Below are 12,728 nucleotides of genomic sequence, written 5' to 3' on the forward strand. Positions count from 1 at the left end.
GGGTCAATTCTTTCGCGGGTAGTCGATGAGGCCGAAGGCGGGGGACGCGGACCTTGGAGCACCCGGATGGGCGCGGGGAGCAACGGGTACCTCCGGAGTGCCGGATGCCGGCTGCCGGGCCGGCATCTCTTCCGCCTCGGCTACATAGCGCGCTTCTGCTTCATCACGACTGCCCGCCTCGACAACGCCCCAGACCTCCCACCCTCGCCTGCGGAGAGACGCTATCCTGAGCGCCTGAGCCTCAAGGCCGATAAATATGTAAAGAAACAGGGAGAGCAATGGAGCCAGCATCGTGAAGCCCGGCAGCGTGCCGAGACCAGCCAACAACAGTGCGGCCACAAAGAAGGCGGCGGCCTCCAGCCACATCCGATGCCACAGGAACCAGAGCAAAGGTATGATCAAGGCGAAGAGCGAGAAGCCGTCGCGAACGACCACGGCTTTTTCCGCCCTGTCTGGCCTAGTGTCCGGCGGCTCCACGACGACGTAGCTTGCCATGGCTCAGCCGCTCAGTGAGCCCTTGGTGGACGGGATCGCATTCGGCTGACGCGGATCCGGCGCCAGGGCAACGCGCAGCACACGCGCGACCGCCTTGAAGCAGGTCTCGGCAATGTGGTGAGCGTTTGCGCCATGGAGGTTCGCGACATGGAGCGTGATGCCCGCATTCTGTGCAAGCGCCTGGAAGAACTCGCGCACCAGCTCGGTGTCGAACGTACCGATCTTGGGCGAAGGGAAAGCGACCTGCCAGACCAGGAAGGGCCGGCCCGAGACGTCCACCGCCGCCCGCGTCAACGCCTCGTCCATGGCAAGGTCGAGCGAGGCATACCGCGTGATGCCGCGACGATCGCCCAAGGCCTCGGCGATGGCCTGACCGATCGCAATGCCGCAATCCTCCACCGTGTGATGATCGTCGATATGGAGATCACCCGATGCCGACACTCTCATATCGATGAGGGAATGGCGGGAGAGCTGATCCAGCATATGATCGAAGAATCCGACGCCCGTAACGATCTCGGAACGGCCTTCGCCATCGAGATCGACCGTGACGGAGATGTCGGTCTCGTTCGTCTTGCGGTTGACTTCGGCCCGGCGCGGATTGGTGGCAGCCATGGCTTTCCCTTATACTCCAAGAAGAGGCTCGCCTTTTAGAGCATGTGGACGAGGAATGCCAGAAGCCGCGGTATCGGGTTTGCCGCCGGATTTGCATTCGTTGTTCCGCCTCTTACATAAACGCTCGAACGGGCGTCCGCGAGAGGCGCCGCAGGAGCAGTTTCATGAGTGACAATCATTCCATGCATGCCACCACGATCGTGACCGTCCGGAAGGGCGGAAAGGTGGTGATCGCCGGCGATGGGCAGGTGAGCCTGGGGCAGACCGTGATGAAGGGCAATGCCCGCAAGGTGCGCCGCATCGGCAGGGGCAATGTGATTGCCGGCTTCGCAGGTGCGACGGCAGACGCCTTCACCTTGCTCGAAAGGCTGGAGAAGAAGCTGGAGCAGTATCCGGATCAGCTGATGCGCGCCTGCGTCGAGCTCGCGAAGGATTGGCGGATGGATCGTTATCTGCGCCGGCTGGAAGCCATGATGCTCGTGGCCGACAAGAACGTGACGCTGGCGCTCACCGGAAACGGCGACGTGCTCGAGCCGGAAGAAGGCGTGATGGCCATCGGGTCCGGCGGCAACTATGCGCTCGCTGCCGCACGCGCGCTGCTCGACACCGACAAGAGCGCGGAGGAGATCGCCCGCAAGGCGATGGAGATCGCGGCAAGCATCTGCATCTACACCAACGACAACGTCGTCCTGGAATCGCTGGATGCGGGATGAGATCGCCGTTCACTTCGTACCGGTGACGCAGACGGATCTGCCGATGCTGCGGCGCTGGCTCGAGGAGCCGCATGTGCGGGAATGGTGGGGTGAGCCGGAGCAGGAATTGGGCTTCATCCGCGACATGATCGAAGGGCGGGATTCGACGCGGCCCTTCATCATCAAGCTTGGCGGCGTGCCGGTAGGCTATATCCAATACTGGTTCATCGGCCACCATCAGAACGAGGATTGGATCAAAAAGAACCCCTGGCTGACGGAGCTGCCGTCCGATGCGGTCGGTGTGGATCTTTCGATCGGAGAGCCGGCGTGGCTATCGCAAGGGATCGGCTCCAAGGCGCTTGCCGCCTTCGTCTGCATGCTGCGCAGCGAGGGCTTCCGCACGATCATCACCGATCCGGACCGTGAAAATGCCCGTGCCGTGCGCGCCTATATGAAAGCGGGCTTCAAGCCCATTCCCGATCTGGAAGGGCGCACCGGGGACATCCTGATCATGCAATATGACCCGAACATAAAAGAGACGACGATATGAGCAGTTTTTCACCCAGGGAGATCGTTTCCGAACTCGACCGCTACATCATTGGCCAGAAGGACGCGAAGCGGGCGGTGGCGATCGCACTCAGGAACCGCTGGCGGCGCCAGCAGCTCGAATCCGGGCTGCGCGAAGAGGTGATGCCGAAGAACATCCTGATGATCGGACCGACCGGCGTCGGCAAGACGGAGATCTCCCGCCGCCTCGCGAAGCTGGCCGGCGCACCTTTCGTCAAAGTGGAAGCGACGAAGTTCACCGAAGTAGGCTATGTCGGCCGCGACGTGGAGCAGATCGTACGCGACCTGGTCGAGATCGCCATCGGGCTGACGCGCGAGAAGATGCGCGAAAGCGTGAAGGCCCGCGCGCACCTCAACGCCGAAGAGCGCGTGCTGGAAGCGCTCGTGGGAAAGACGGCAAGCCCGGCCACCCGCGACAGCTTCAGGCAGAAGCTGAGGAGTGGGGATCTCGACGAGAAGGAAATTGAAATCCAGGTCACCGACACCGGCGGCGGCATGGGCAATTTCGAAATCCCGGGCATGCCCGGCGCCAATATCGGCGTGCTCAACATCAACGACATGCTGCAAAAGGCGATGGGCGGCGGCCGCCCCAAGACGATCAAAACCACCGTCAAGGACTCCTACAAGCATCTCATCGACGACGAATCGGACAAGCTGCTGGATCAGGACGAGGTGATCAGGCGGGCGCTTTCGTCCGCCGAGAACGACGGCATCGTCTTCATCGACGAGATCGATAAGATCGCTGCGAGTGAAGGCGGCATCGGCGCCGGTGTCTCGCGCGAAGGGGTGCAGCGCGACCTTCTGCCGCTCGTGGAGGGAACAACGGTTGCGACCAAGTACGGCCCGGTCAAGACCGACCACGTCCTCTTCATCGCTTCCGGTGCGTTTCACGTGTCGAAGCCTTCGGACCTGCTGCCGGAACTGCAGGGCCGCCTCCCCATTCGCGTGGAACTCCGCGCGTTGGAGAAGGAGGATTTCCGCCGCATCCTGACGGAAACGGAGGCAAGCCTCATCAAGCAGTACGTCGCGCTGATGGGGACGGAAGGCGTGGAACTGGAGTTCACCGACGATGCCATAGACCGGCTGGCCGCGATCGCGGTCGACCTCAACGCAAGCGTCGAGAACATCGGAGCCCGGAGACTGCAGACGGTGATGGAGCGCGTATTGGACGAGATCTCCTTCAACGCCCCCGACCGGTCAGGCAACAAGGTGACGATCGATGCCCCTTATGTGGACGAGAACGTGGGCGATCTCGCGAAGAACACGGATCTGTCGCGCTTTATCCTGTGACTTTGAAGACACGGAAGGAGCGGGTGATCTCGCGAGCGTGGAAATTCGCTCGACTTGAGTGCCCGCTTTCCTTAGGTTCCGGCCAATCCGAAAATGTCTGGGTGGCGGATGGCTTTTCAGCGCGGCATGCTATTTGGCCTTGTCATGGTTCTGGTGGCGAGCGCTGCCGGCGCCACCACGCTCGTGCCACCGGGAAACCGCAACGCGGAACAGCCGCCCGTCCCGGGGGCTTCCGCCAGGCGCACCGAGGCTGCCAGGACGACCTATGAAGCGAAATACGCGAAGGTCTTTGAGCTCCTGAAGAACGACCGCGCGTTGCGGGCCAAGATTCGCCGGGCGGCTGCCGCCTACAATATCGATCCGATCCATATCATCGGCGCCATCGTCGGCGAGCACACCTACAATGTGGATGCCTACGACCAGCTGCAAACCTATTATGTGAAGGCGGTCTCGTATCTGCGTAGCAGCTTCACCTTTTCCTATCGCGGCGAGGCGCTGGACGACTTCATCCACCGGCCTCAATTCACCGGCTGCGAAGAAATCAGGGAAAGCTACGCTCTCTGGGGCTGCCGCGAGGCCGTTTGGGACCGCTTCTTCCGTGGCCAAAGGGTGGATGGCCAACTCTTCCCCAACGACCGTTTCAGCGCCGTCTTCCTGCAACCTTTCTTCGCTGGACAGACCTTCGGCATCGGCCAGTTGAACCCGCTTACGGCACTTCAGTTAAACGATATGGTGCACCGGATCTCCGGTCACGAGAAGATCGATCATCGCGACCCGCAGCAAGTGTACCGCGCCATCATGGATCCGGACATTTCCCTCGAATATGTGGCCGCGACGATCAGAAAGGCGATCGAAGCCTATCGGGAGATAGCCGGTTTCGACATCAGCAAAAACCCCGGCCTGACGGCCACGTTGTATAATCTCGGAGATCCCGAAACACGGGCGGAAAAGCTGGCGGCCGAGAATAGGTTGCGCCGTAAGCAGGGAATAGAGGCCAAATGGCCCGAGGAGAACTATTACGGCTGGCTCGTCAACGAGAAGCTGGAGGAACTCCGGGGGCTTGCGGCTGAATCGTAATCAGCCGTCCGGCTTAGCCGGGTTGTCCGTCCCTGCTCTCAGGAGGTCGTGCAGCACGCGGTAGAGCTGCTCGAGATCGTCTTCATCGAGGCTCGCGATGTTCTGCGCGAGCAGATTGGCGATTGCGGTGGCCTTTTCCGGAAGTCCAGCCGTATCCACCACCACGCGCGGGTGCGAGAGTTCGGCGAGCCGCTGGAGATCGTCCGCTTCATCCCAGATGATGTTGAAGTAGCCGATGATCTTCTGGACCATCGCCCAATTCGGGGGGCCGCGGCGCCCGTGTTCCAAGGCCGAAAGATAGGCGGAGGTCACGCCCAGCGCCGTGGCCATCTCCTTCTGGCTTACGCCGCGGGCGCGGCGGAGCGCTCGTATCCTCGCGGCAAAAGGGGTCATCGGCGGTTTTCCTTGCGGCGAAGCCGAACGTAAAGTGCGCCGCCACCGCCATGATGCCGGGCGGCCTCCTCGTAACCGCCCACGATTTCAGAAAATGGTGGCGTGGAGAACCATTGCGGGACCGCGTTTCGGAGGACGCCGCCACCGCTGCTGGAGCCTTTGCCGGTTATCACGAGCACATATCGGCGCTCGCCGAGAAAAGCCTGTCTCAGGAAGGAGAGCAGAAGCGCATAGGCTTCCGACTGGGTCAATCCGTGGAGGTCCACCCGGCCCCCTATGTCAAGACGGCCGCGGGCCAGCTTCTCGCGGGTGGGAGAATCGAGGCGGCGCGGATGCGGGGTTCGAGGTTGTCTTTCCGGAACCGAAGGCGCCTGCGGTGCAACAGCCGAGGGTATAATCCGAGGCCTCTGAGATTTTTCGACAGACGAGGCATCCTCCTCGGAGTGCTTCTTTCCCGGAAGCGGTGTTGCCGTGCGGGCCACACGGCTCCAAAGAATCCTATCTTCCGCCGAAAGCGTCTTTGATCCGCCCCGCTTCATGCTCCCTCAACCAGCAACCGTGGCAGAAGGGCATAGAAATCGGCTGCATGGCGTATCGAGCCGGCAACATCGCCGGCCGCGCTTCCCGTACCGATGAAGAGGTCGCCGCGCGCGGAGCCCGTGATCGCGGAGCCAGTGTCCTGCGCGATCATCAGCCGGCGGAAGGGCTCGCCGTTTACATGCCGAAGTTCCGGAGCATCAATGAAAAAAGGCGTGGCGAAGGTGTGGAGGAGCCGGTCGACGGCAATCGACCGACCGGGCTGGAGCTGCACCTTGGCGGCAGCGACCGGTCCGAGATTCATTTCGCCCAGCGGGGTCTCGCGGAAGAAGATATAGGAGCGATTCTGCCAAAGGAGATCGTCTTGGCGCTGCGGATTCCGCGCGAGCCATGCGCGGATCGTCTGCATCGTCACTTCCTGAAGAGGGATTTCGCCGAAATCAGCCAAAAGGCGACCGATCCCGGTGAATCGGTGGCCGGACTTGGCGGCGTAGGTGACGCGTTTCCTGCCACCGTCCCGCAGGCGCAACCGGGCTGCCCCCTGGATGTGAACGAAGAAAGCGTCCACCCGATCGGCTAGCCAGCAGAGTTCGAGCCCCCTTCCTTCCAGAGCGCCGCGCTCGACGGCCTGCCGATCGTGATAAGCGACCAAGGCACCAGCTTCATACCTGGCAAAGGCAAGATATGGATCGAGACCTTCGGGACGGTTCCCGTCATCCACATCGACAAGATCGTCCGGGCGGCGGTAAAGCGGCACCGAGAATACTTCGGTAGGGGTGCAGGACGCCTCAACCTCCGGCTCATAGTAGCCGGTCACGAATCCGCGCTCACCGATGTCCGGACGCACATGAAAGGGAAGAAAGTGGCGCTCGAAAAATGCCCGAGCCGCGTCGGCGGAATGGCTCATCGTCCGGGCCTCGCCATAGGCGGGTGCGAAGGCTTCGAAGCATATCCCGAGACTTCCAGAACGATAAGGCCGCGTTGCCGCCTGGTGGGCAGACCGCGTAAATGCAGCAAGCGCCTCAGCGATGCCGGTATCCTGCCGCCAGCCAGGAAGTTGGTCGTATGAAACGGGACGAAAAAACTCGGAAAGGCTCATAAGCACCTCTCCTCATCCGGACCCGAGGCTTCAACCAAAACTATTCCTCGGCTTCGGTCGCCACCAGCTTCCAGTTGGGATCGCGCGAGCGTGTGTCCCGGGCGAAGGTCCAGACATCCTTGACCTCGGCCACCGTCTCCGGGTCGCCATCGATGATGCTGCCAGCGCTGTCGCGCGTGGCTGAGATCAATTCGCTGACGATCCGAAGTGTTATGTGCGCTTCCGAACCCTTCATCTCAGCGCCAACGATCGAGGCCTTGTCGATCCCCACAAAGGAGGATTCTATCTTTTCAGATCGCTTTTCGCGCTCATCGATGGCCGATACAAAACCGTCGTAGACCTCGCGAGAAAGCAGATTCTTGAGGGTGCGCCGGTCGCCATCGGCAAATGCCATGACGATCATCTCATAAGCAAGCTTGGCCCCGTCGGCGAACACCTTTGGATCGAAGGAAGGGTCGGCATCCTTGATCGCCCGCAGCCCGCGGTTGAGATCCGTGCCCGGTTGGGCCACGGTATCGATGACGGCGTAGCGCTCCGCCGCGGGCTCGACCGGGTTCTTACGGCGCGGCAGCGACACGACCGTATCCGGTTTTGCGGATTTGTCCCCTTCGGTCGGGCGGCTGCGTCCGGCCGTATAAGGATCGAAAGGCGGTCTCTCGCTGCCGGTTCTCCGACCGAGCACATTGCGCAGCTGAAAAAAGATCACGACCGCCGCGACCAGAAAGAAAATTGTGCCGAAATCAAAGAATTCCATATTGTCCGCCAAAGCCGCTCTGTCGTGTTGCGCCTGCCGATACGGGCAGGCCTGAATGCCAGGCCACGGCGCCGCCGCGATTAGAATTCATATAGAACGCGTGAGGCGATCATTCAAATCGTCGGCTCGCTTTCCTATGTTCAGATCGGAACGGCCCGAAGGTCCAAGTGAAGAGGTTAGACCAAAAACGTGCGTTTCTCCATTCTCCCGTTTCTTCTCCTGGCTATTCCGCTCGCGGAAATCGCCGTTTTTGTGATCGTCGGACAACAGATCGGGTTGCTCTCGACATTGGGCCTTGTTCTTGCGACGGCGATCGCCGGCTCTATCCTGCTTCGCGTGCAGGGATTTGCAGTCCTTTCGCGCATGCAGCGCGAGCTTGCCGAGAACCGGCTGCCCGGACGCGAATTGGTGCATGGGATGATGATCCTGGTCGCGGGGCTTCTTCTCCTTACGCCGGGTTTCGTCACGGATAGCCTGGGGCTTCTGCTGTTTGTTCCCCAGCTACGCGATGCCGCCTGGAAATCTATCCGCAAACGTGTCGTTGTCGTTGCTCCGGCGGGCATGGGCGGCGGAGGCGCCCAACGGGGGCCGGCGGACAAGACGATCGACCTCGACATGAGCGACTATTCCAGCTCGGACGACAAAGATTCGCCGTGGCGGGAGAAGTAGGCCCGGGGCGCAGGGTGTCGACCAATCCAAACTTGTATTGCCAAGGTCACCGTGCTAGCCAACGCCTCTATTTTTGCAACCCGCGCAGGGCGGCGCGCGACATTCCAGAGGATCGAGGCGGATGGCTGAACAGCCCGAAGAAAAAGACGAGGCAAAGCAGGCGGGGAACAGCGACAACACTGTGCCGGCGAACCTTAATGTGCTGACGCAGTATATCAAGGACTTATCTTTCGAAAGCCCCGGCGCACCTCAGTCCCTGCGCGCTCGCGACAAGGCACCTTCGATCAACATCAATGTCAATGTAAACGCCAACCCGCTTGGCGGAACGGACTATGATGTCCTGCTCACACTCACGGCGCGGGCGGAGGCCGACAAGACGGTGCTCTTCAATGTCGAGCTCGTCTATGGCGGCGTGTTCCGTATCCAGGGCTTCCCACAGGAACATATGTTGCCGCTCCTTTTCATCGAATGCCCGCGACTTCTCTTCCCGTTTGCTCGGCAGATCGTTGCCGACGCCACGCGTAACGGCGGCTTCCCGCCGCTGATGATCGACCCGATCGATTTCGCACGCATGTTCCAGCAGCGTCTCGCGGAAGAAGAGGCGCGGAGGAAAGTTCAGGTTTCCTGAGCGCAAAGCAGCAAAAAAAAAGACAAAAGCCGGGCTCTTCGCCCGGCCTTCTCATCAAGTCGCCTCTGGCGCTCAGGCGATCTCGGCCTGTTCGGCCGGTTCAGCCGGAGCCAGCTTCCGCCAGAGGGCGTTGTCACCGATACCTGCCACCAACGCCTCGTGGGCTTGCCGTTCCTCTTCGGTCATCCGCGGAGGGAGGGGGCGGGGGCGGGAAGGCAGTGCGACGACAACGCGACTTTCACTTGCATCTTCAACGCGCTCCTGCGTCTCGACCTCCAGGCCAAAGGCCGCCTGCTTGCCGCCAACCAGTTCAATATAGACTTCAGCCAAGAGCTCGGCATCCAGAAGAGCTCCGTGTTTGGTGCGACGCGAATTGTCGATGCCGTAGCGCCGGCAAAGTGCATCCAGCGAATTTGGACCCATCGGATGCTTGCGGCGGGCGATCGCAAGTGTGTCCACCACGCGAGCGGGATCAACAAATGACTGCCCCAACCGATGGAACTCGGCATTGATGAAGCCGATGTCGAAATTGGCGTTGTGAGCTACGAGCTTTGCACCATCGATGAACTCCAGAAACGAGTCGAGGATTTCGGCAAAGACAGGCTTACCGACCAGGTCCGTGTCGGAAATCCCGTGCACTGCCTGGGCGTCGGGATGAACGGAACGTCCCTGGGGGTTGATATAGTGGTGCATTGAGCGGCCGGTGGGAAAGCGGTTCACCAATTCCACACAGCCAAGCTCAATAATCCTGTCCTCGCGCGAGTCGAGGCCGGTCGTTTCCGTATCAAAGATGATTTCGCGCATTCGAATCACTCCCCACCCGAAGCATGGGCCATGCAGCGCACGCGTTGCAAGGCAGAGATGGTTTAAAAGCCGTCAGCCTTATGTCAGCAGGCCGACGATTCCGCGCACCGCTTGACGCGCCGCTTCCATACCTTTGCTGGTATCGATGATGAAATCAGCCTGGCTCCGCTTTTCCGCATCCGATACCTGCCGGGCAAGGATCTTCTGGAACTTTTCCTCGGTCATTCCCGGCCGAGCCAGCACGCGCTCCCGCTGCACCTGCGGTGGTGCCGTGACGACGACGATCTTGTCCACCCGGTCGGTACCTGCGGTCTCGAACAGAAGCGGAATGTCGAGCACGACAAGCGGCGTTCCCTTCTCGCGATGCTTTTCAACGAACCGATCCGCATCCTCGCGCACGAGAGGGTGAATAAGCCGTTCCAGCCTGTCCAACGCTTCCTGGTTGCCGACAACCGCCTTGGCCAGGCGTGCGCGATCCACCTTTCCGTTCGCGATCGCACCGGGAAAATGCGCCTCGATCAGTGGGATTGCCTCACCCTCGTAAAGCCTGTGTACCGTGGCATCCGAATCATGCACCGGCACGCCTTCCTCTGCAAACATACGAGCAGTGGTGGACTTGCCCATGCCAATGGATCCGGTGAGGCCGAGGACAATCATTTTTCGTCCTCGAGATCCGCGACGACGATTTCACGCAGCCGTGTGCTGACCTGTGGCCACACGCCGAACCATCGGGCAAAGCCGGGGGCGGCCTGGTGCAAGAGCATACCGAGGCCATCCACTGTGCGCAGACCGCGTTCAGCCGCGCGCGTAAGGAGCGGTGTCTGCAATGGAACATAGACGATGTCCGTGACAATCGCGGAGGCCGGCAGCGGAGACAGGTCCAGCATCACCTCCGGCTCACCGTGCATGCCAAGCGAAGTCGTGTTGATGAGGATCTCCGTATCCGAAAGGAGTTCCGGGACCGCCTCCCAGCCATGGGCGCTGGTACTTCCACGAAAGTGATCAACGAGCGCCTGGGCCCGCGCCAGCGTGCGGTTGACGATTCGGATTTCATTTACGCCGCGGCTCTGCAACGCATGCACGATCGCCAACGCTGCACCGCCGGCGCCAAGCACCGTGGCAGCAGATTTCTTTTCCCAATCCGGAACGGCAGCATCGAGATTTGCCGCAAAACCATAGGCGTCGGTATTCCCCCCCCACAGACGGCCATCTTCGAGCCAAAGCGTATTGACGGCGCCAATGATCTCGGCCGCCTCGTCGTGCCGATCCGTCAGGCGGTGCGCGTGTTCCTTGTGGGGAATGGTCACGTTCCCACCCACATAGGTTAGAGGCAATTCCCTCACGAACGCCTGGAACTCTTCCGGGGCGATGTCCAGCCGCTCATAGCTGCCCCCGAGATGATGTTCCGCCAGCCAGTGACCGTGAATGATCGGCGAACGGGAATGGCCGATCGGGTGTCCGCAAACAAAAGCCCGTGGAAAGGGATCAGCCATCGATCACCTCGAGTTCGCGCAGCTTTGTCAGGAGCGGCAGAAGGGGAACGCCAACTATGGTGAAATAGTCCCCCTCTATCCTTTCGAACAGCTGAACGCCTTCGCCCTCGATCTGATAGGCACCAACGCTCGACAATGCCCTGTCGCCGACCCTCGAAAGATGCCGGCCGATGAAGCCCGGACCCAACGTGCGCATCGTCATCCGCGCGATTGAAACATGCCGCCAGGCGACCTCTCCGCCACGGACGAGCACCACTGCGCTGTTCAGAAGGTGCGTCTTGCCAGACAGCGCCAGGAGATGGCGACGGGCGCCCTCCATATCCTGCGGCTTGTGGAAGATTCGGTCGTCCAGAGAGAGAGTCTGATCACAGCCGATCACCCAGGCGTCCGGATGACGCTGCGAGACGTCCACGCCCTTGGCTTCAGCGAGGATGAGAGCGACTTCATCCGGGGTGACACCGGTATCTTCCAATGGTGTTTCCAGCGCCCGCTCGTCCACTTGCGGCGTGACGGTCCCTATGGAGAGACCGGCATCTTCCAGCAGCTTTCTGCGAAACGGGCTGGTCGACGCCAGGATGATGATCGAATTTTCCGTCGGCATTCTCTTCTCCCGTTTCGTCACCAGGGCTTGCCGCGCAGGGCCAATATGGCCGCCGCGGTTTCCTCGATGGAGCGGCGCGTGACATCGATCACGGGCCAATTGTATCGTGCGCAAAGCTGGCGTGCATAGGCGAGTTCCCGGGCAATGGCCACACGATCGACATAAGCATCGAAGTCCACGCTGATCGTGCCGAGAAGCCGGTTCTGCCGAACCTGGGAAATGCGCTCGGCGGAAGCGATAAGGCCAACGACCAACGGATGCGTTGCCTTCAACATCGGCTCCGGCAACGGCACGTCGAGAACGATGGGCACATTCGCAGTCTTGATGCCACGATTTGCCAGATAGATGCTGGTCGGCGTCTTCGATGTGCGGGATACGCCGACAAGGATGATGTCGGCCTCATCCACATCCTGCGGAAGTTGGCCGTCATCGTGTTCCATGGTGAAATTCAACGCATCGATGCGGCGAAAATATTCGGCATCCAAGACGTGCTGGGCGCCAACCCGGCGACCTGCGGGTGTGCCCAGATAGGACTGGAACACCGTGAGGACAGGCTCTAGGACGGAGACGCTTGGCAAACCCATGGATTGGCAGCGCTCGTCCACTTCGCGAGCAAGCTTTTGATCAACAATCGTGTAAAGCACGATCCCCGGTTCTTCATCGATTTCGGCGAAGACCTTGTCGAGCTGCTTTTCCGTGCGCACCAACGGGTAAATGTGCTCGATGGCACGCGCATTCTTGTATTGCGCGGCAGCCGCTCTTCCGGCCGCGAGCAACGTTTCGCCCGTGGCATCTGAAATCAGGTGGAGATGAAAGAAGCTCTGGGGCTTTTGCACAGGTTCCGATTCCACTCTGTGGAGAGATGTTGATAGCGCGGCGAAACACGCTTGGCGAATTTTCGGCTCTGGAAAAACCGGGTCGTGATCCACACCCATCGGGAATGGCGCAATGCATCGCGGGGTGTGCAGAACTATGTTGATGATGGACCATGTCCACATGTCGATGCCGGGATCTGCT

At 60.8% G+C, this 12,728-nt stretch carries 17 protein-coding genes; 6 read left to right on the forward strand and 11 right to left on the reverse strand.

Annotated elements, in window-relative coordinates:
* Positions 1–3: 3 nt before the first annotated feature.
* On the reverse strand, positions 4–495 hold the full coding sequence (locus PVE73_RS01065; protein WP_277365171.1) for a DUF2628 domain-containing protein: 492 nt from the start codon (positions 493–495) through the stop codon (positions 4–6).
* A 3-nt stretch (positions 496–498) separates the two neighbouring features.
* Positions 499–1,107 (reverse strand): imidazoleglycerol-phosphate dehydratase HisB, encoded by a 609-nt coding sequence (gene hisB / locus PVE73_RS01070; RefSeq protein ID WP_277365172.1) that lies wholly within the window; start codon positions 1,105–1,107, stop codon positions 499–501.
* Between the two features lie 164 nt (positions 1,108–1,271).
* Here hisB and hslV point away from each other — a divergent pair, with 164 nt between their 5' ends.
* The 4 genes from hslV to PVE73_RS01090 all read left to right on the forward strand — a co-directional run bounded on the left by hslV (position 1,272) and on the right by PVE73_RS01090 (position 4,733).
* On the forward strand, positions 1,272–1,820 hold the full coding sequence (gene hslV, locus PVE73_RS01075; RefSeq protein WP_277365173.1) for an ATP-dependent protease subunit HslV: 549 nt from the start codon (positions 1,272–1,274) through the stop codon (positions 1,818–1,820).
* A complete protein-coding gene (locus PVE73_RS01080) occupies positions 1,810–2,349 on the forward strand; it encodes a GNAT family N-acetyltransferase (RefSeq protein WP_277365174.1) in 540 nt (179 codons plus the stop codon). The genes hslV and PVE73_RS01080 overlap by 11 nt, the downstream gene beginning before the upstream one ends.
* Positions 2,346–3,656 (forward strand): ATP-dependent protease ATPase subunit HslU, encoded by a 1,311-nt coding sequence (gene hslU, locus PVE73_RS01085; RefSeq protein WP_277365175.1) that lies wholly within the window; start codon positions 2,346–2,348, stop codon positions 3,654–3,656. The genes PVE73_RS01080 and hslU overlap by 4 nt, the downstream gene beginning before the upstream one ends.
* Positions 3,657–3,764: 108 nt before the next feature.
* Positions 3,765–4,733, forward strand: a complete 969-nt coding sequence (locus PVE73_RS01090) for a DUF1402 family protein (RefSeq protein WP_277365176.1) — start codon at positions 3,765–3,767, stop codon at positions 4,731–4,733.
* Here the strand turns inward: PVE73_RS01090 and PVE73_RS01095 are convergent, their stop codons facing one another.
* The 4 genes from PVE73_RS01095 to PVE73_RS01110 form a co-directional block, all read right to left on the reverse strand.
* Positions 4,734–5,126, reverse strand: coding sequence for a helix-turn-helix domain-containing protein (locus tag PVE73_RS01095; protein ID WP_277365177.1), 393 nt, complete (start codon positions 5,124–5,126; stop codon positions 4,734–4,736).
* Positions 5,123–5,392, reverse strand: coding sequence for a Smr/MutS family protein (locus PVE73_RS28215; RefSeq protein ID WP_346772391.1), 270 nt, complete (start codon positions 5,390–5,392; stop codon positions 5,123–5,125). Before PVE73_RS28215 ends, PVE73_RS01095 begins: the two co-directional genes overlap by 4 nt.
* A gap of 269 nt (positions 5,393–5,661) precedes the next feature.
* A complete protein-coding gene (locus PVE73_RS01105) occupies positions 5,662–6,762 on the reverse strand; it encodes a murein transglycosylase A (protein ID WP_277365179.1) in 1,101 nt (366 codons plus the stop codon).
* Between the two features lie 40 nt (positions 6,763–6,802).
* The gene (locus PVE73_RS01110; RefSeq protein ID WP_277365180.1) at positions 6,803–7,516 is read right to left on the reverse strand and encodes a Tim44/TimA family putative adaptor protein; all 714 of its coding nucleotides are present in this window, start codon (positions 7,514–7,516) and stop codon (positions 6,803–6,805) included.
* Positions 7,517–7,768: 252 nt separating this feature from the next.
* On the opposite strand from PVE73_RS01110, the gene PVE73_RS01115 reads away from it, so the two are divergent.
* Positions 7,769–8,185 carry an FxsA family protein gene (locus PVE73_RS01115; RefSeq protein WP_277365181.1) on the forward strand — a complete coding sequence of 139 codons (417 nt, stop codon included), beginning with the start codon at positions 7,769–7,771 and terminating at the stop codon, positions 8,183–8,185.
* Positions 8,186–8,306: 121 nt separating this feature from the next.
* Positions 8,307–8,813 (forward strand): protein-export chaperone SecB, encoded by a 507-nt coding sequence (gene secB / locus PVE73_RS01120; protein ID WP_277365182.1) that lies wholly within the window; start codon positions 8,307–8,309, stop codon positions 8,811–8,813.
* Between the two features lie 72 nt (positions 8,814–8,885).
* Here secB and dnaQ read toward each other — a convergent pair whose 3' ends face one another.
* The 5 genes from dnaQ to PVE73_RS01145 form a co-directional block, all read right to left on the reverse strand.
* Positions 8,886–9,617 (reverse strand): DNA polymerase III subunit epsilon, encoded by a 732-nt coding sequence (gene dnaQ / locus PVE73_RS01125; protein WP_277365183.1) that lies wholly within the window; start codon positions 9,615–9,617, stop codon positions 8,886–8,888.
* 78 nt (positions 9,618–9,695) lie between these two features.
* Complete coding sequence (coaE, locus tag PVE73_RS01130) at positions 9,696–10,274, reverse strand: dephospho-CoA kinase (RefSeq protein ID WP_277365184.1); 579 nt, start codon at positions 10,272–10,274, stop codon at positions 9,696–9,698.
* Entirely contained in the window at positions 10,271–11,110 is an 840-nt protein-coding gene (locus PVE73_RS01135) for a shikimate dehydrogenase (RefSeq protein WP_277365185.1), read from the reverse strand. Before PVE73_RS01135 ends, coaE begins: the two co-directional genes overlap by 4 nt.
* Positions 11,103–11,711: a Maf-like protein gene (locus PVE73_RS01140; RefSeq protein WP_277365186.1), complete on the reverse strand. Its 609-nt coding sequence runs from the start codon at positions 11,709–11,711 to the stop codon at positions 11,103–11,105. Before PVE73_RS01140 ends, PVE73_RS01135 begins: the two co-directional genes overlap by 8 nt.
* 17 nt (positions 11,712–11,728) lie before the next feature.
* On the reverse strand, positions 11,729–12,607 hold the full coding sequence (locus PVE73_RS01145; RefSeq protein WP_277367301.1) for a pyruvate, water dikinase regulatory protein: 879 nt from the start codon (positions 12,605–12,607) through the stop codon (positions 11,729–11,731).
* Positions 12,608–12,728: the final 121 nt, after the last annotated feature.

Origin of the sequence: Chelativorans sp. AA-79 (genome assembly GCF_029457495.1) — a bacterium.
GTDB lineage: Bacteria > Pseudomonadota > Alphaproteobacteria > Rhizobiales > Rhizobiaceae > Chelativorans.

Coding starts and splice junctions, on each gene's coding strand:
- secB (WP_277365182.1), top strand. CDS start 8,307: ATGGCTGAACAGCCCGAAGAAAAAGACGAGGCAAAGCAGGCGGGGAAC.
- PVE73_RS01140 (WP_277365186.1), bottom strand. CDS start 11,711: ATGCCGACGGAAAATTCGATCATCATCCTGGCGTCGACCAGCCCGTTT.
- hslU (WP_277365175.1), top strand. CDS start 2,346: ATGAGCAGTTTTTCACCCAGGGAGATCGTTTCCGAACTCGACCGCTAC.
- PVE73_RS01095 (WP_277365177.1), bottom strand. CDS start 5,126: ATGACCCCTTTTGCCGCGAGGATACGAGCGCTCCGCCGCGCCCGCGGC.
- dnaQ (WP_277365183.1), bottom strand. CDS start 9,617: ATGCGCGAAATCATCTTTGATACGGAAACGACCGGCCTCGACTCGCGC.
- hisB (WP_277365172.1), bottom strand. CDS start 1,107: ATGGCTGCCACCAATCCGCGCCGGGCCGAAGTCAACCGCAAGACGAAC.
- PVE73_RS01065 (WP_277365171.1), bottom strand. CDS start 495: ATGGCAAGCTACGTCGTCGTGGAGCCGCCGGACACTAGGCCAGACAGG.
- PVE73_RS01135 (WP_277365185.1), bottom strand. CDS start 11,110: ATGGCTGATCCCTTTCCACGGGCTTTTGTTTGCGGACACCCGATCGGC.
- PVE73_RS01090 (WP_277365176.1), top strand. CDS start 3,765: ATGGCTTTTCAGCGCGGCATGCTATTTGGCCTTGTCATGGTTCTGGTG.
- PVE73_RS01105 (WP_277365179.1), bottom strand. CDS start 6,762: ATGAGCCTTTCCGAGTTTTTTCGTCCCGTTTCATACGACCAACTTCCT.
- PVE73_RS01110 (WP_277365180.1), bottom strand. CDS start 7,516: ATGGAATTCTTTGATTTCGGCACAATTTTCTTTCTGGTCGCGGCGGTC.
- hslV (WP_277365173.1), top strand. CDS start 1,272: ATGAGTGACAATCATTCCATGCATGCCACCACGATCGTGACCGTCCGG.
- PVE73_RS01080 (WP_277365174.1), top strand. CDS start 1,810: ATGCGGGATGAGATCGCCGTTCACTTCGTACCGGTGACGCAGACGGAT.
- coaE (WP_277365184.1), bottom strand. CDS start 10,274: ATGATTGTCCTCGGCCTCACCGGATCCATTGGCATGGGCAAGTCCACC.